The 17,807-nt window shown below is 35.8% G+C and carries 18 protein-coding genes; 11 read left to right on the forward strand and 7 right to left on the reverse strand.

Going from position 1 to position 17,807, the window contains the following annotated elements; all coding sequences use genetic code 11:
• Nucleotides 1-88: 88 nt before the first annotated feature.
• Both ACY651_RS17910 and ACY651_RS17915 read right to left on the reverse strand, forming a co-directional pair.
• Nucleotides 89-670: an RNA polymerase sigma factor gene (locus tag ACY651_RS17910; RefSeq protein ID WP_462254873.1), complete on the reverse strand. Its 582-nt coding sequence runs from the start codon at nt 668-670 to the stop codon at nt 89-91.
• Nucleotides 671-816: 146 nt separating this feature from the next.
• Entirely contained in the window at nt 817-1,398 is a 582-nt protein-coding gene (locus tag ACY651_RS17915) for an RNA polymerase sigma factor (RefSeq protein ID WP_462254875.1), read from the reverse strand.
• 174 nt (nt 1,399-1,572) lie between these two features.
• Here ACY651_RS17915 and ACY651_RS17920 point away from each other — a divergent pair, with 174 nt between their 5' ends.
• The 5 genes from ACY651_RS17920 to ACY651_RS17940 all read left to right on the forward strand — a co-directional run bounded on the left by ACY651_RS17920 (nt 1,573) and on the right by ACY651_RS17940 (nt 7,216).
• Nucleotides 1,573-3,942 (forward strand): ATP-dependent helicase, encoded by a 2,370-nt coding sequence (locus ACY651_RS17920; RefSeq protein WP_462254877.1) that lies wholly within the window; start codon nt 1,573-1,575, stop codon nt 3,940-3,942.
• Nucleotides 3,943-4,083: 141 nt separating this feature from the next.
• Complete coding sequence (locus ACY651_RS17925) at nt 4,084-4,683, forward strand: NifU family protein (RefSeq protein WP_462254878.1); 600 nt, start codon at nt 4,084-4,086, stop codon at nt 4,681-4,683.
• A gap of 184 nt (nt 4,684-4,867) precedes the next feature.
• Complete coding sequence (locus ACY651_RS17930; protein ID WP_462254879.1) at nt 4,868-5,449, forward strand: M23 family metallopeptidase; 582 nt, start codon at nt 4,868-4,870, stop codon at nt 5,447-5,449.
• Nucleotides 5,450-5,670: 221 nt separating this feature from the next.
• Entirely contained in the window at nt 5,671-6,264 is a 594-nt protein-coding gene (locus ACY651_RS17935; protein WP_462254880.1) for a hypothetical protein, read from the forward strand.
• Nucleotides 6,265-6,334: 70 nt separating this feature from the next.
• Nucleotides 6,335-7,216: a hypothetical protein gene (locus ACY651_RS17940; protein WP_462254881.1), complete on the forward strand. Its 882-nt coding sequence runs from the start codon at nt 6,335-6,337 to the stop codon at nt 7,214-7,216.
• Between the two features lie 34 nt (nt 7,217-7,250).
• Here the strand turns inward: ACY651_RS17940 and ACY651_RS17945 are convergent, their stop codons facing one another.
• Nucleotides 7,251-7,619, reverse strand: coding sequence for a DoxX family protein (locus ACY651_RS17945; RefSeq protein ID WP_462254882.1), 369 nt, complete (start codon nt 7,617-7,619; stop codon nt 7,251-7,253).
• Nucleotides 7,620-7,731: 112 nt separating this feature from the next.
• Here ACY651_RS17945 and ACY651_RS17950 point away from each other — a divergent pair, with 112 nt between their 5' ends.
• The 4 genes from ACY651_RS17950 to ACY651_RS17965 are packed head-to-tail and all read left to right on the forward strand — an operon-like array spanning nt 7,732 to nt 10,084.
• The gene (locus ACY651_RS17950) at nt 7,732-8,340 is read left to right on the forward strand and encodes a M23 family metallopeptidase (protein ID WP_462254883.1); all 609 of its coding nucleotides are present in this window, start codon (nt 7,732-7,734) and stop codon (nt 8,338-8,340) included.
• Between the two features lie 17 nt (nt 8,341-8,357).
• Nucleotides 8,358-8,981 carry a nicotinamide riboside transporter PnuC gene (gene pnuC, locus ACY651_RS17955; protein ID WP_462254884.1) on the forward strand — a complete coding sequence of 208 codons (624 nt, stop codon included), beginning with the start codon at nt 8,358-8,360 and terminating at the stop codon, nt 8,979-8,981.
• Nucleotides 8,978-9,535 (forward strand): DNA-3-methyladenine glycosylase I, encoded by a 558-nt coding sequence (locus tag ACY651_RS17960; RefSeq protein WP_462254885.1) that lies wholly within the window; start codon nt 8,978-8,980, stop codon nt 9,533-9,535. The genes pnuC and ACY651_RS17960 overlap by 4 nt, the downstream gene beginning before the upstream one ends.
• 3 nt (nt 9,536-9,538) lie before the next feature.
• Nucleotides 9,539-10,084 carry an AAA family ATPase gene (locus ACY651_RS17965; protein WP_462254886.1) on the forward strand — a complete coding sequence of 182 codons (546 nt, stop codon included), beginning with the start codon at nt 9,539-9,541 and terminating at the stop codon, nt 10,082-10,084.
• A gap of 37 nt (nt 10,085-10,121) precedes the next feature.
• On the opposite strand, the gene mtgA is transcribed toward ACY651_RS17965, so the two are convergent.
• From mtgA to ACY651_RS17985, 4 genes are all read right to left on the reverse strand, one after another.
• Nucleotides 10,122-11,003 (reverse strand): monofunctional biosynthetic peptidoglycan transglycosylase, encoded by an 882-nt coding sequence (mtgA, locus tag ACY651_RS17970; protein WP_462254887.1) that lies wholly within the window; start codon nt 11,001-11,003, stop codon nt 10,122-10,124.
• 43 nt (nt 11,004-11,046) lie between these two features.
• Nucleotides 11,047-11,598 (reverse strand): hypothetical protein, encoded by a 552-nt coding sequence (locus ACY651_RS17975; RefSeq protein ID WP_462254888.1) that lies wholly within the window; start codon nt 11,596-11,598, stop codon nt 11,047-11,049.
• 44 nt (nt 11,599-11,642) lie between these two features.
• Complete coding sequence (locus tag ACY651_RS17980) at nt 11,643-12,302, reverse strand: LysE family translocator (protein ID WP_462254889.1); 660 nt, start codon at nt 12,300-12,302, stop codon at nt 11,643-11,645.
• A 159-nt stretch (nt 12,303-12,461) separates the two neighbouring features.
• The gene (locus ACY651_RS17985; RefSeq protein ID WP_462254890.1) at nt 12,462-13,997 is read right to left on the reverse strand and encodes a GH3 family acyl-acid amido synthetase; all 1,536 of its coding nucleotides are present in this window, start codon (nt 13,995-13,997) and stop codon (nt 12,462-12,464) included.
• Between the two features lie 178 nt (nt 13,998-14,175).
• Here ACY651_RS17985 and ACY651_RS17990 point away from each other — a divergent pair, with 178 nt between their 5' ends.
• Nucleotides 14,176-16,338, forward strand: coding sequence for a S46 family peptidase (locus tag ACY651_RS17990; protein WP_462254891.1), 2,163 nt, complete (start codon nt 14,176-14,178; stop codon nt 16,336-16,338).
• 134 nt (nt 16,339-16,472) lie between these two features.
• Nucleotides 16,473-17,804 (forward strand): vanadium-dependent haloperoxidase, encoded by a 1,332-nt coding sequence (locus ACY651_RS17995; RefSeq protein ID WP_462254892.1) that lies wholly within the window; start codon nt 16,473-16,475, stop codon nt 17,802-17,804.
• Nucleotides 17,805-17,807 lie beyond the last annotated feature (3 nt).

The following is a 17,807-nucleotide window of genomic DNA, read 5'->3' on the forward strand; positions in this document are numbered from 1 at the left end:
TGGTATAATTTAGTAAGTGGTATAAAACTAAAAACCCTCTTTACAGAAGGTTTTTAAAAATTGTATTTAAAAGAGATTATTTAAAATATTACAAAGCCAGTTGTTTTTCTTCTACCATTTTTCTGATGTTTAAAAGGGCATAGCGCATACGGCCAAGGGCTGTATTAACGCTGCAATTAAGTAATTCCGCAATTTGTTTAAATTTTAAATCAGCAAAATGCCTCAGTATAATAACTTCTCTTTGTTCTTCGGGCAGCAGGCTAACTAATTTCATCACCTGGTTACGGCTTTGGCTTTTCATAATGCTTTCTTCTGCATTTGGCTCTGCAAAATCCAGTACATCAAAAATATCAGTGTCGTTGCTGGTTCTAATAATTGGTCTGCTTTTTACTTTTCTAAAATGATCAACACAAAGATTGTGTGCAATACGCATGGCCCAAAATAAAAATTTGTTCTCTTCTTTGTAATTGCCCGACTTAAGGTTTTCAATAATTTTAATAAACAGGTCCTGAAAAATATCTTCGGCTAAATATTTATCTTTTACCAACAAATAAATAGAACTGAAGATGCGGTTTTTGTGGCGTTCGATAAGCAGTTCAAGTGCGCTTGCTTCTCCGTTAATAAATAGTTGAACAGCTTGTTCATCAGTTAGGGTGATAGTGCTTCTCATAAAAAAATTTAATTTAGGATGATTGGATAAATTGTTTAACAAATATCGAAACAATAAAAATGCTTTATTGTAGTAGTGTAAATTAATTCGGTGTAGCCATTTTTCTATAAGTGATAAGTTATCTATAAAAGCAAAATAAGAATGCTTTATCTTAACATTACTTCCTTTTCATTCATAAGTTTCCTAAGGTTGTTCAATGCAAATTTCATAGTATCTAAAGCTCCTGTAACACTGCATTTCATGCGGTCGGCAATTTCTTTAAAGCTTAAACCCATGTAATGATTTAATACCATTACTTCTCTTTGTTCTTCGGGCAGCATATCAATCATACTTTTTATTTTACCATGGCTGTGGTGATACAGATTATCGGTCAGCATTGGTGCAACAGAAAACCCAATTGCATGGGCAGTACTAACTTCATTATTATTAATAACTACAGTTGGTTTTATTTTACGGGAATGCTCCATACAAAGGTTGTGTGCAATGTTGATGGCCCATTTTAAAAAATTACCTTCTTCGGCAGTTTTGCCCGCCATCATGTTGTCGATAATTTTTATAAACACATCTCTAAAAATTTCTTCGGCAACATATTTATCCTGCACCATCATATAAATGGAGCGGTAAATTCTGTCTTTGTATAATTCTACAAGTGTGGCCAGTGCATTGGGGTTGCCGTTAAGGTAAAACTGAATGAGTGTTTCATCAGTCATATTGTTTTGATAATTCATAGGAGTGTATTTTGCTGATTGGATATGGATATTAGACGGGATAAAGAAACGTTAAAAAAAATGGTATGTTGTAGCTGTTGCACTATTTTTTTATAGACATTATTCTATTAATTAATTTTAAAAAGTGTAAAACGCAAAGCAGGTTTCTGTAAGTGCCTTTCGTACCTTCGCCCAATGCCAAAATATTTAGACGAACTTAACGATCCACAAAAAGAAGCGGTACAGCATAAAGACGGCCCCATAATGATTATTGCCGGTGCAGGCAGTGGCAAAACAAAAGTATTAACTACACGTATTGCCCACTTAATGGGTTACCATAATGTAGATTCTTTTAATATTCTGGCGCTGACATTTACCAATAAGGCCGCTGCCGAAATGAAGGAAAGGGTGGAAAAAGTTTTGGGCAACACCGAAGCCAGAAATTTATATATCGGTACTTTTCACAGTGTGTTTGCAAGAATATTAAGAGCCGAAGCCGGTAAATTGGGTTACCCCAGCAACTTTACTATTTATGATACCGATGATGCAAAGAGTGTAGTAAAAACCGTCATCAACGAAATGGATTTAGATGATAAACATTACAAACCCAATGTAGTTTATAACAGGATTTCCGCAGCAAAAAATGCATTGATTGGCCCTGCAGAATATATTAACGATTGGGCATTGCAGCAGGAAGATGCAAGAAGCAACCGCCCCGCTATCGGTTTAATTTACGATGCGTATGCCAAACGTTGTTTTAAAAACGGCGCCATGGATTTTGACGACCTGTTGTTTAAAATGTACATTCTTTTAAAAAACAATCCTGATAGTTTAAGCAAGTACCAGCGCAAGTTTAAATACATTATGATTGATGAGTACCAGGATACCAACACGGCCCAATATGAAATTATAAAACTGCTGGGTGCCATGCATGAAAATGTTTGTGTGGTGGGTGATGATGCACAAAGTATTTACAGTTTTCGTGGTGCCACTATCGAAAACATTTTACAGTTTCAAAAAGATTATGATGAGGTAAAAGTGGTAAAGCTGGAGCAGAACTACCGCAGCACTAAAAGTATTTTAAGTGTAGCCAACGAAGTTATCGGCAACAATAAAAACCAGATAGAAAAAAAATTATTTACCGATAACGAGCAGGGAGAAAAAATACGTTTGGTACGCACCATGACGGATAACGACGAGGGCAAATGCGTTGCCGATACTATACAGGAACAAAAACTCCGTAATCATTATTACAATAAAGATTTTGCAATTTTATATCGTACCAATGCACAAAGCCGCAGCTTTGAAGAAGCCTTGCGCCGCATGGGCATAGCTTACCGCATTTATGGCGGTATGAGTTTTTATCAGCGTAAAGAAGTAAAAGATTTTATTGCGTATTTACGCATTGTGGTTAATCCGAGAGATGAGGAAGCATTGAAACGCATTATCAATTACCCTGTACGGGGCATTGGCAAAACCACTATTGATAAATCGGTACTATTTGCCAACGAAAATAATTTAACGCTGTGGGAAGTTTTTTGCAATGCAGCTATGTATGGTTTTAAAAGCGGCACATTAGAAAGCATTGATAATTTTGTGACGATGATAAAAATGTTTCAAAGTGAGCTGACAAAAAAGAATGCCTACGATGTTTCTATTTTAGTGGGCAAAAGCACCAACATTGTTAAAGAATTATTTAACGATAAAACTACAGAAGGTTTAGCCCGTTATGAGAACGTTCAGGAATTATTAAACAGTATTAAAGAATTTACCGAAACACCAATGAATGAAGAAGACGGTGAAGTAGGCGATAAAAGTTTGGGTGGTTACTTACAGCAAATTGTTTTACTCACCGATGCTGATGACGACAAAGGCGACAACGATGTGGTAAAATTGATGACGATACATGCGGCAAAAGGTTTGGAGTTTCCCGTAGTGTTTGTTGGAGGTTTGGAAGAAACGCTTTTTCCTAATGCCATGAGCATAAATACAAGAGAAGAACTGGAAGAAGAGCGCCGTTTATTTTATGTAGCCATCACAAGGGCTAAACATAAACTATGGCTAACGTATGCCAATGCCCGCTATCGGTTTGGCCAGTTACAGCAAAACGACAGCAGCCGTTTTTTAGAAGAAATACCTGAAGAGCATTTAGATAAAAGTTATGCCGGCGGAGGTACAAAAAATGCCGGTAACAGCGGCGGTGCTTTCGAAAGAATGAACCGTGGTTTTAGCGGTGGTGGCGGCAATGCATGGGGCGGAAAATCTAATGCAGCAGCAAATGCAGCAAAACAATATGGTGCCCCTCCGGGTAAAACTGCAACACCATCTTACCTTGCACCAAAGCCAGTACAAAAAACTATTGAACATACACCTGCTGCCGATTTTGTAGCCAGCGATACCAGCAATTTACAGGCCGGGCAAAAAGTAGAACACCAAAAATTTGGCTTTGGCGAAGTGATGAAAATGGAAGGCGCTGCACATAATCCTATTGCTACTGTAAATTTTGAATTGAATGGAGAGAAGAAGATCATGTTGAATTATGCTAAGCTGAGGATAATTGAGTGAGGGGCTTTTAATAAATATGGCACGCTCTGCCCCTCAGCGTGCCCCTTCTTTCGAAATCCGAAAAATATCTCCTCCAAAACCTTTTTAACTTTAAACACCGGCAAATCTTATTAAATTTGCATCTATAAAAAATATCATTTTATGATAAAGACAGGAAACACCGTAGTGAGCATTTATACCGAAATGACACCCAACCCTGAAACAATGAAGTTTGTGGCCAACAAATTATTATACCCCGGCAAGAGCATAGATTTTGCAGATGAAGCAAGTGCTGGCCCATCACCGTTGGCACAGGAGCTGTTCACTTTTCCATTTATAAAAGCAGTTTTTATTGCCAGCAATTTTATTACGCTTACTAAAACAAGCGACATGGCCGATTGGCAGGATGTAATTCCTACCATAAAACAATTTTTAAAAGATTATTTAGAAGAAGGCAAAGCTGTGGTAAATGATGAAGAAGTGGCTGCCATGAAAAATACCAACACCAACGAAGTACATGCCGATGATGATGATGTGGTAAAACGTATAAAAGAATTATTAGAAAATTATGTAAAGCCTGCCGTAGAAATGGATGGCGGCGCCATACAATTTAAAAGCTACGAAAACGGTACCGTTAACTTAGCCATGCAGGGCAGTTGCAGTGGTTGTCCATCATCTACAATAACATTAAAAGCCGGAATTGAAGGTATGATGAAGCGCATGATACCTGAGGTGAAAGAAGTGGTGGCGGAAGCGGAATAGTTAAATAGTTAAATAGTTAAATAGTTTATTAGTAAAGCACTCTGTTAAAGGGTGCTTTTTTCTTTTGAGCCGAACGGTATTTCCATATTCATCTTCGGTGGCGTCGCACTCGTGTACAACATAACTTTATTGAACTTTAATTATGTTTTATTAAAAACTTTTATCTTGAATAAAAATATTGTGTATGAAATATACTTTTCTGTTTTTATTAGTAGTATTTTCTTTTGCAGCTAACGCTCAATTAACCGATAAAGAAATTTATGATTTAAAAGGTGGCAGGGTAAAACCAGATAACAGTCCGGTATATACTTTACCTTATGCAACTGGCAGTAAATTTTTATTGATACAGGCGTACAACAGTAAGATGAGCCATAAAAATGAAATCAGTTTAGATTTTAAAATGAAGAAAGGCAGTAAAATTTGTGCGGCACGGGCTGGCATAGTAACTGCAATAAAAGAAGACAGTGATGTGGGTGGATTAAAAGATGAATATCTATCCGATGGTAACCACATAATAATAAAACATGATGATGGCGGTGAAGCGATGTACTGGCACTTAAAAAAAGATGGTGTACTGGTGAACGTTGGCGATACTATTAAACAGGGCCAGCATATTGGTTACAGCGGCAATACAGGCTATACTGCATTTCCGCATTTGCATTTTCAGGTATATGATGCGGCTGGAAAAAATATTGCTACAAGGTTTATAACTAAAAAAGGAATTATTTATTTACGTCCCGGTAAATATTATAAAGCAATAAAATAATGTTAAAAAAAGTTTTGTCAGTTTATTGTAAAAAATAAATTGTGATTAAACTATTTCCTCTTTTTTTATTCTAAAATAAAAACCAAAAAAAATATACTATCGTATTTTTTAAAAGTTTTTTTTAATTAACAGGCTGCATTTTTAAATCTTGTATCATCTTTTGTTTGGCACAGTATTTGAAAATTGCACTGTGTAAATATTTTATCACTAAAAACACTTTTATGAAAACAAACAAAGTAAAATTTTTATTTGTTGCAGCAGCAGCATTATGCGTTACCTCAGTATCAGCACAATTAACATCAGCAGTTAGCAGTACAACAAAGGCCGCAGTTGGCGTTACTGCAAATACAGCAGCAGCAACATCAGCTGTTCAAAGTACCACAGCAGCTACTAAAAATGTTACACAATCAACTGTAGCAACTACAAAAAATGTTGCTGCTGTTACAACCGGCTCTGTAAAAAATACAACTGCAGCAGCAAGTAAAACAAAAGTAAATGCATCAACTGATGTATCTGCAGATGCTAAAACTAAAAGCAATGCATCCGCAAATAATAATGATGCATCAGCTAATCAATCAACCAATACATCTGTAAAAGCAGATGCAAATGTTGGGGTTGATCAAAAAGCAGGTTCAGAAATTAATGCAGCTACTGATAAAACAAAAGCCGCAACACAGGAAGCAGTTAAAGAAACAAAATCGGAAGTTACAACTGCCGCAAAAGAAACAACAAAAGCAGCTGCACAAACAAAAGGAAGTGTAAAAGCAGATGCAAAAGTACAATCACAAACAAAAGCCGCCGCAGGTAATCAATAAACCGGCGACTGCAATAATAAAATAGCCGCTATTAATCAGCGGCTATTTTTTGCCCCATAATTTTTAACTTATGAAAAAAATAATCCTTCCCACAGCAATATTATTTACATTAATTTTTTGCTGTACAATTATTAGTGTAGCACAAAAGGCTGTATCAGATTCTACAATTGTAAGCGACAGTACAAAAGAAAAAGAAAAAATAAGTATTTACGCCGGTGCTGCATATTCTTCACGGCTTCATTATTATGGCCGTACCGACAGTTTAAAAAGCAGCGCTTTTTTAACCACCGTAATTATACAGGCCGGTAAACATTTTTCTGTTACACCTACTTTTATTTTTATTAAAAACAGCAATACCAATTTTGATTATGCTGCCACAATTATAAATGCTACGTATAGCTTTGGTAAAAAGAAAGGAGTTGCCGGCAGTATTTCAGCCGATAAGTTTTTTTATAAAGACCAGAGTAAATTAGTGCAGGCTGTGCAACTGGGTCAGGCCAGTTTTACACTTTCTTATTTAAATAAAATTGTAAATATTAACACTGGGGCAAGTGCCGCTTTTGCCAAAGATGATATTGATTATTTTGCCAATGCCGGTATTGATCATCAATTTAAATTTGTAAAAAAGCAAAATATTTTTTTAATAAAACCTGCAGTAGTTGCCAATGCCGGTACACAAAATTTTACACGTACTTATTATAAAAATAATGGTTTCCCATTATTGCCACCATCGCAGCAAATGGTAACTGAAACCAGTAAAAAATTTAATTTACTCAGTTACGATATTAAGATGGACGTTATTTATGCAATAAAAAGATTTATTGTAAGCGTAACGCCGGGTTATGTGCTGCCGCAAAATGTTATTATTGTTCCCAATAATCCATCGCTTTCAGAAAATGCAAAAAATCTTTTTTTCTGCAATGCAGTGGTGGTGTACAGACTTACAAAATAAAAAATACAAGAGTAATATAATGCCGTAAGTAAAATTATTTACGGCATTTCCATGCCCACCACATTAACAAAAACTGCGAAGGAAATAAGCGGAACCATAATGCCCACACCGGCAAACAAAAGCCATTAGTTAAACAAAAACCATTTTGTATCATAACAATATGCGCCGGTATAAATGCAATGAGCAGGGCAATTATTCCATACGCTGCAATTTTTCTTGTTGCAGCAAATAAAAATAATATGCCTAGAATAATTTCCAGAGCGCCAGAAAATAAATTTATAAAAACCGGGTTAGGTAAATAATCAGGAATTATTGTATAATAATTAGCGGGGTGCCAAAAATGATTGATGCCTGCGCCAATATAAAATACCGGCAGTAAAATAAAACTTATCTTTTTAAACATTGCACATTGTTTTATACTAAAACAGCTTTCGCTTATTATTGAATATACCTATTAATTTATTACTGCGGCATAAAGTCTTTTACTTTTATCTTTACAAACAGCTTTTTATAAAATGACTACCAATAAAATAAATATTGCCTTATTTTTTGCAGTTGCTTTTTTTGCAAGCTGTTCGGTAAGTAACAATCCGCAGCGTAAACAAATTAAGCTTTTGCAAAAAGGTATTATTAAAGATGATACCAGTTTTGTGTATCATCTTCCCTACGAAAAAAATAAAAAACATTTATTGGTGCAGGGTTATTTTAGTAAATACTCTCATAAAAACAGGGCAGCATTAGATTTTAAAATGAAGAGAGGAACTGTAGTTACTGCAGCAAGAGATGGTGTTGTTATTCGTGTAAAAGAAGATGGTGATAAAGGCGGCTGGAATAAAAAATACCGTCCCTTTGGTAATGTAATTGTTATACAGCATGCCGATGGCAGTCGTGCAGGTTACTGGCACCTACAGTTTAATGGTGCATTGGTAAATGTTGGTGATACCGTAAAACAGGATCAGCCCATTGCATTAAGCGGCAAAACCGGATATACATTATTTCCGCATTTGCATTTCCTGGTTTGGCGCACTAATAATAATCAATGGCAACAGGTGGCTACCAGGTTTCAAACATCAAAAGGAATACGCTATCTGAGGCCCATGAGAAAATACAGGAATAAATATTAATCACATTTTTAAAAAGTATGTTGACCTTACAACAGATTTACGAACAGTTTATTGCAGATATAAAATTAACCCGCTGGCAGGAATGGGGCAGTACCATAACACAAATAGCAAGTGTTTGGTATGCAAGAAAAAATAATGTACTGGTTTATCCAACAGGTATAATTGGTGTGTTACTGGCCGCCTATGTCTATTTTATTATTTCTGTACCGCCATTGTATGCCGATGCTTCGCTAAATATATACTACTTTATTATGAGTGTTTATGGCTGGTATAACTGGACAAAAAAAAAAGAATATGGTTTACAGTATCCAATAAGCTGGTGCAACAAAAATGAGCTGGGCTCCGGTATATTTTTATTTTTAGCTTCCTGGGGTATCCTTTATTATGTGTTACAAAATTTCACTAACAGTAATACACCATTTTTAGATTCGCTGGTTTCCGGATCTGCTGTAACTGCAATGTGGTGGATGGCAAAAAGAAAAATTGAAAATTGGCTGGCGTGGATAGTAAGTAATATTGTTGCCATTCCTTTAAATTTTTATAAAGGCTTTATGTTATTTACTTTAATGTATATTTTATTTTTGCTCATGGCTTGGATGGGATATATTGCCTGGAAAAAAGAAATAAAAAATAAATCATGAGTTATTGCACTTTTACCAATTCGCTTAAACCCGGCGAACAAACTGTACACAAAATCTATCACGATAATCATTATGGCTTTCCTATTGAAAGTGATGATGAATTATTTTGCCGGTTAATTTTAGAAATAAACCAGGCCGGCCTTAGCTGGACGACGATTTTAAACAAACAGGAAAACTTTAGAAAGGCTTACCACAATTTCAATATAAAAAAAGTGGCTGCTTATAAAGAGAAGGATATTGAACGTTTATTAAATGATGGCGGCATTATCCGCAATAAATTAAAAGTAAATGCGGCAATAGAAAATGCAAAAGCAATTTTACTGATACAAAAAGAATCGGGTTCTTTTAAAAACTGGTTAGCCCATCATCATCCCAAAACAAAAGATGAATGGATGAAATTATTTAAGCAAACTTTTAAGTTTACCGGCGGCGAAATTGTAAATGAGTTTTTAATGAGTACAGGTTATTTACCCGGCGCCCACGACGAAAGTTGCGTTGTATATAAAAAAGTTTTAAAAACAAAACCCATGTGGAAGAATCTTTCCAAAAAATAACTGATGAAAAAAATTGTAATAATCGGGCCCGAGAGTACAGGCAAAAGTACTTTGTGTGAGCAGCTTGCTGCTCAATATAAAACCATTTGGGTAAAAGAATATGCAAGAGAATATCTTTTAAAAAACGGTACCGATTACACTTTTGAAAATTTACTGGATGTTGCAAAAGGACAATTGGAAAAAGAGCAATTGGCGGTTGATTATTGGCAGCCAGAAAATAAATCTAAAATCGACAATCTAAAATCGGCAATCTTTATTGATACCGACATGTATGTAATGAAAGTTTGGTGTGAATTTGTTTTTGAAAAATGCCATCACTGGATATTAAACCGCATTGTAGAAAGAAAATACGATTTGTATTTACTCTGTAATACTGATTTACCCTGGGTAAAAGATGAATTAAGGGAATATCCAGATTTAGAAAACAGGCAAAAGCTTTATCATCACTATAAAGATATTATGGTGAACCAAAATGTGCCGTGGGTGGATATTAGCGGGGGTTATGAAGAAAGGTTGGGGAAGGCGATTGCGGCTGTTGAAAGCATTTGATGGTTGAAAGCGTCTGACGGTTTTAACCGTCGTGACACTAACGGATTAACTGTTGCACATCCGCATCCTGTTGCAAATTATTCATCTGCCGCATAATATCATCGTAGCGGCTGGCAACATACCTGCTTAAAGGTTTTACCGAATATAATTTTGGGTTGGGTAAACTGGCGGCAATTTGTGCAGCTTCGCCACGGGTTAAATCTTTCGCATCTTTATTAAAATATTTTTTTGCTGCAGCCTGCACACCAAAAATGCCACGGCCCATTTCGGCAATGTTTAAATAGCGTTCTAAAATTATTTTTTTGGTGTAGCCTGTTTCAATGGTAAAAGTAAAAAACATTTCCAGGCCTTTTCTTAGTTTACTTCTTCCCTGCCACAAAAAAATATTTTTTGCTGTTTGCTGGCTGATGGTGCTGGCACCTCTTGTTTTATTAGGATGCCGTTTATTATATTTCATTGCAAGCTTTATGGCTTTAATATCAAAGCCATCATGATCAGGGAATAATTGATCTTCGCTTGCAATTACTGCCAGTTTAATATTTGGGCCCATGGCATTGTAACTGATATAATCTCTTGATAAACCATTGCCCTGCACCATACTGCCGAGTTGTGTTAATGTTACCGGAGGATTAAAAATAAAACCAATTAAAAAATAAATAAAGAAAGCTATGTAGCCGGTAAAAATAATTTTCCAGGTTAGTGCCAGTATTTTTTTTACTATTTTAATTTTTTTTAACCAGATAAAATATACAATGGCGGTAGCGGCAATAATACCCATTAATATCAGCAGCTTCCATTTAAATTCTTTTATTTCAACTGCATCGGAAAAATTAGTAAACACAAAAAATAAAAACCAGCATACATGAATGATAAACATCACTAAAAATATCTTTTTTACTGCCGGCCAAATAGTTTTCAAAATGATCTGTTATTGAAGGTTAAATTTTGTGCAATATAAATGTTTACCTTTTGTTATTGCTCATATCCATATAAACCAATTGGTATTTTTTTCCAATAACTAATCCCTCTCTGCCACTTGTGGCCCAAAAATAACCCAAAGTACCTAATGCAGCCGAGGCAATTAATAAAGGGGCGCTGAAATTTTTTCTGTCAACCAAAAACACCACACCACTTGCTAAAGTGAGTAATACGCCGCCACCAAATAAACTGGCACCACTTCCTTTGGCATTAAAACCTTTTTTTTGTTTTTTACCAATGGCTTTAATTTGGTTGTAATGAAATTTATAGCGGTAGCTGCCCGCAGTATCTATAATGTAAGTACCAATGGTAGTAGGTATATAGTTAATTATAAACTCCTGTAAAAATAAAGTGTCATTCTTAATACCATTGATAAATGCAGTAATATAGGCGCCACTTTCTGTAGTAATAGAAATATGCTGGCCTGCGTAAATAGTTTGAATAGTTTTATTTTTCTTTTTTAAATAAATAAAGTCGGCTACCTGGGCATTGGCCTTAAAAGAAAATAAGATAAGCAGAGGTAATAATATCTTCATGGTACAAAATAAAAAATAGAGCAGCGCCTTTAAAATAATTACTGTTAATCTTTTACCAATGTATAAATAATACCGGTTAAAATTACTGCCCCAAAAATTAAATATAAAACCCCCGATATACGGTTGATGAGTAAAATATTTTTATCGCTTAATTTTTTACCGAGGCTGCCTGCACCTAAAACTTTGCCTACATCGGCCAGCATATTTATACCAAGGCAGGTACAAAAAATAATTACCTGGTGGTTGAATGAGTAAACCGTAGCAAGTGATGCCGCCATTAATACCCAAAAAGAAATAACTGCAGGGTTAAGTGTGTTTATAATAAACCCCGAAGTAAATATGGCAAAGTAATTTGTATGTTTTCCTGTGCTTGTTATTTCATCGCCTGCAATTTCTACTGGCTCCTGCAAACGCCGTGGTGTTACTTTTTTTATAAAAGCAAAATAAATACCCATACCAATTAAAAAACAACAGCCTGCAATACCAATAGGAATTTTAAAATCTAAAAGTGTTTTTACAGCCTCGCTAAAACTTACACTAAGTATAACCCATACAATATCGCTTAGCCAAACACCAGCCACAAAACTAAAACCGCCACGCCTGCCATGGTTAATACTTTGTTTTATTATAGTAAATATTACAGGCCCCACCGAAAAAATCAGCAATAAACTAATGGCAAGTCCTTTAATAAATGCATCAACCATTAAATAAAATTATTTAAGCTTTGAAGTTATAATAAAATTTTGGCTAAGAGAAAAACAGAGAAGAAGAAAATTAATATACTTTACTTTTTATTTATTGAAGAAAAATCGGGTTACTGAATTTTTGATCTTATTAAGATACCGGCATTACCAATTAATTTATCAACTTAACTTTTCGCCTATCAAAAACTTTTGCCAGTCTTCCAGCATTTTTCCTTTCAATACCCTTGGAAATTTATGCTGCCCGCCTACTTTGCCTTTTGCTTTCATAAAATCCATAAAGCTTTTTTCGGGCATCACATCTACAATTACGTCTTTTAATGCATGCTTGCGTTCCACTTCATAATCATCATTCAGCTCTTTTAATTTATTATCAATCATTGCAGCCAATGTAACTGCGTTTACTTTATCATCGGTAGCCACAAACCAATGGTGTGCAAAAAAATTGCCATGCGGTACACCCGCCACCGTAAACTCGGGGATAGAAATATTTAATTCTTCACTCACCATTTCAATGGCTTTGTTCATATTATCCACACTTAAATGCTCACCCACTAAACTTAAAAAATGTTTTGTTCTTCCTGTAATGACTATTTCACTTCTTGCTGTATCCACCAATCTTATTGTATCGCCAATGGCATAGCGCCATGCACCGGCATTGGTACTTATTAAAATGGCGTAATCTTTATTTTCTTCAATTTCATGAATCATTAATGTTTCCGGCTCATCGGTCATGTTACCTTCACTGTCAAAATTATTATCATCAAAAGGGACAAACTCAAAAAAAATATTGTTGTTCAGTGCCAAATGCATGCCTCTTGTATCCTGCCGGTTTTGATAGGCCAAAAAACCTTCGCTTGCCAAATACGTTTCTATATAAGTAATGGGCCTGCCTAATAATTTTTCAAATCCTTTTTTATAGGGTTCCATAGCTACTCCGCCGTGTACATAAAACGAAAGGTTGGGCCATATCTCGTGAATATTATTAAGCTTATATCTTTCAATAATTTTTTCCATGCACAATTGCAGCCATGCCGGTACACCAATTATAAATCCAATATCCCAGTTAGGGGCACTCGCCACAATTTCTTCCAGTTTTTTTCCCCAGTCTTTTTGACGTGCAATTTTTTTACCGGGTTTGTACAGGCCTAATCCCTGAAACCAAAACGGAATATTTTTTTGCTGTATGCCACTTAAATCTCCTGCGTAATAAGTAGCACCTTTTTGTAATTGTGTGCTGCCGCCCAGCATCAACCAGCCTTTACCCACGGCACTTTTAGGCACATCCTGGTATTTGGTTAAACTTAATAACTGTTTAAAGCTGGTAATAACATTGCTTCTTATCAGCTCTTTTGTTATGGGTATAAATTTACTGGTAGCATCGCTGGTACCACTGCTTAATGCAAAATATTTTATTACTCCGGGCCAGCAAACATCAGGTATGCCATCCTTTGCTTTGTGCCACCAGGCATCGTAAATTTTATTGTAATTATAAGTGGGTACCAGTTGCTGAAATTTTTTGCCGGGGTGGCGGCTTAATAAAATTTCATCAAAGCGGTAGCGCTGGCCAAACTCTGTAAATCTTGCTTTACGCAATAATTTTTTAAGCACTTTAATTTGTTGCCGCCGTGGGTCGCTTACAGGTAAATGTAAAGCACGGGCAATAGAAGCAGGCAATTTAAAATCGAATATGGCCATTTATAGTGCTTGATTATTAATGGCAAATATAAACAATAAGATGCAACCCCTATCCCCTAAAGGGGGAAATGTAGAAGATTGAGTTTTGGGAAAAAGTAAGTAAAGCAACCATGAAAAAATATGATATATCCTTTAAAATAAATATTGAGTAAATTTGTTTTCTAAAAACTACAACGTAATGAAAAAGATTTTTTTAGCGATTGCATTATCAATCTCGTTATTTAAAGCCAGCGCCGATGAAGGTATGTGGCTGCCAATGTTACTGGGCGAACAGGTTTATGCCGATATGGTAAAACGTGGACTTAAACTTACCAAAGAACAATTGTATTCCATCAACAAATCCTCTTTAAAAGATGCTATTATAATTTTTGGCGGTGGTTGTACCGGAGAAATTGTAAGCGACCAGGGATTAATTTTTACTAATCACCATTGTGGCTATGGCGCTATTGCTGCTGCAAGCAGTGTACAAAATAATTATTTAAGAGATGGTTTTTACGCTTACAATAAAGACCAGGAAATAAAAAGCCAGTTAACGGTACAATTTTTAGATAAAATTACCGACGTAACAAAAGAGGTGGAAGATGCCGTAAAAGGTTTAAGCTGGGAGGAAAGAACAAAAAAATTACCTGATGTTATTAAAGCCATAACTGATAAAGTTGCTGACAAAGAAAATGGTTTAGAAGGAAGAGTGTACAGCATGTTTAAAGGTAACCAGTACATCATGTATGTATATAAAAGATTCCGTGATATAAGACTGGTTGGTACACCTCCCGAAAGTATTGGTAAGTTTGGCGGTGATACCGATAACTGGGAGTGGCCACGCCACACCGGAGATTTTAGTGTGTTTAGAGTATATGCAGCGAAAGACGGCAAGCCTGCCGATTACAGTACAGATAATGTACCGCTAAAACCAAAACATTTTTTACCAGTAAATATTAAAGGTTTTAAAGATGGCGATTATGCCATGATTTATGGTTACCCCGGCGGTACCAACCGTTACGAAACCAGCTATGGCATTAAATTAAAAAATGAAATTGAAAACCCTTCTCTGGTGAGCTTACGTGATATGCGGTTGAAGTACATGTACGCAGAAATGATTAAAGACCCTGCAGTAAAATTAAAGCTATCCAGCAATTACGCAGGCATTGCCAATTACTGGAAATTTTTTGATGGTGAAACTAAACAGTTAATTAAGTTTAAAACACAGCAGCAAAAGCAAGAATACGAAGCTAAATTTACTGCTTGGGCAAAGGGCAAACCGGAATATGAAAATATTTTTGCCGACTACGCAAAAAATTATGCTGCCTGGACACCTTACAGCAAAATGCGGCAGTATAATATTGAAGGAGTAGTTGGTTCTCCATTGGGTGCCTATGCTGCATCTTTAAAATCATTAGAAGATAAATTATTAAAACCAAGTACACCATCTGCAGAAATTAGAAAAGCTATTGAAGCGGCTACTGCAGGCCGTAAAGCTTTTAAAGAAGGCGAAGATTTACCGAGCGATGAAAAAATAATGGCCGCCGTTGCTATGATGTATTATAATGAAGTTGATAAAAACCAGCACCCGGTTGGTTTTTTTGAAAGTATGAAAGGAACTTTTGGCAATCTAAAAGAAGAAGCAACATTTAAAGCCTGGGCAAAAGATGTGTTTGCAAAAACAATGCTTTTGGATGATACTAAGTGGGCTGCATTTGCTGCTGACCCAACTGCAGTTGCATTACAGAGCGATCCTGCATTTGCTTTTGCCAATGCTTTTATAAGCAATTACAACAGTAAGTATGCACCGCTTTATACAGCATTTACCAATAAAAATAACGAATTGGGCAGGGCATACATGAAAGGCATAATGGAAATGAACCCTGCAGCAGTTAAAAAAATGTATCCCGATGCTAACTTTAGCATGAGGGTTAGTTATGGCAATGTAAAAAGTTACCGCCCAAGAGATGCCGTTTTTTATGATTATGTAACTACCAGCAAAGGAATTTTAGAAAAATATAAAGCAGGCGATTACGAATTTGATTTACCTGCCAAACAGGTAGAGCTTTTGAAAAAAAGAGATTTTGGCCAATATATAGATAAGCGTACCAACGATCTTGTTATTGGTTTTATAACTACTAACGATATTACCGGTGGTAACTCAGGCAGCCCGGTTATTGATGCCAATGGTAATTTATTAGGTTTGGCTTTTGATGGTAACTACGAAGCTTTAAGCCATAAAATTGCATTTGATAAAGATTTAAACCGCACTATTTGTGTAGATGTACGCTATGTATTATGGTGTATTGATAAATTAGGTGGTGCAAGTAATATTATAAAAGAATTGAAACTGGTAAGATAAAATTGATTCCACTTTTTTAAAGCCGTTCTGCTAATACGCAGAGCGGCTTTTTTATTTTATCCGCCTGAAAGCAGAAAACCCAAACACCAACTATTTATTTTAAATTTGTTTAAGTGTTACCAAACTTTCCGCAAATGAACCTTAACAAAATCAATAAAAGAATTTCGCTATCTTTTTTATCCATTCTTTTATTATTGATTACCAGCAAAAGTTTTGCCCAGCAAAAAGAGCAGTTATTGCACCACCTCAACAATCTTTTGGTTAATACTGTAATGGAAGATTTGTTTACGCCTCCCATTGCCAGCCGCATTTATGTTTATCCCAATATTGCTTTTTACGAATGTATCAGATTAGATGATCCTTCATTGCCATCATTAGCTGGAAAATTAAACGGGTTAAAAGCTATTCCATCTTTACAACAAAATATTAAAACTGATAATTTTATTGCAGCCGCTGTTGCTTTTTCTTATGTAGCGCAGGCTTTAGTAGGTACCGAATATAAAATTGAAAACTGGAGAAAGTCTTTTACCGATTCTTTACTGCTGCTGCCGGATACAACACTTAATAAAAATTCTATTCAGTATGGCCACACCGTTGCCGACAGTATTATTGCATGGACAAAAAGAGATAATTATTTAAAGAGCCGGGGATTAATGCGGTATATAATTACCAATAAACCCGCCGACTGGCAACCCACGCCGTTAGATTATACCCAGGGATTGGAGCCGCACTGGAATACCGTAAGGCCATTAACACTTACCAAACCATCACAATTTTCTCCTAAAGAAAAATTAGTTTTCAGCACTTCTAAAAAATCAATGTTTTACAAAACAATGATGGAGTGTTATAACATTGGAAAAAAATTAGACAGTGTTCGCAAAGCCACCGCTTTGTACTGGGATGATAATCCAAATGTTTCTTCCAACATTGGCCACCTTAATTTTTTTATTCATAAAATTTCTCCCGGCGGGCATTGGTTAATAATAGCACAGCAGGCATGTGTTCAAAAAAATATTGCAGTTGCAAAATCATCACAGGTGTATGCGCTTACAGCAATAGCTATTTATGATGCCTTCATCAGCTGCTGGGACGAAAAATACAGAACCAATTTAATACGCCCCATAACAATTATTAACCGCATGGTGGACCGTAACTGGACACCTTTTATTCAAACACCACCATTCCCCGAATTTACCAGCGGCCATTCGGTGGTTTCTAATTCGGCAGCCACAATACTTACTGCTTTACTGGGAGAAAATTTTGCATTTACCGATAGAACAGAAATACCTTTTGGCCAGGGCACCCGTTCGTTTAAATCATTTTACGAAGCATCATTGCAATCATCCACCAGCCGTGTTTACGGTGGCATACATTATCCCGAAACGGCCCGTATAAGTGTGTTGCAGGGCAGAGCCATTGGTAAATACATCATCAACCTTTTGTATCCTGCAGCAATTATTAAATAATTT

Source organism: Ferruginibacter sp., from assembly GCF_031391665.1.
GTDB lineage: Bacteria > Bacteroidota > Bacteroidia > Chitinophagales > Chitinophagaceae > Ferruginibacter.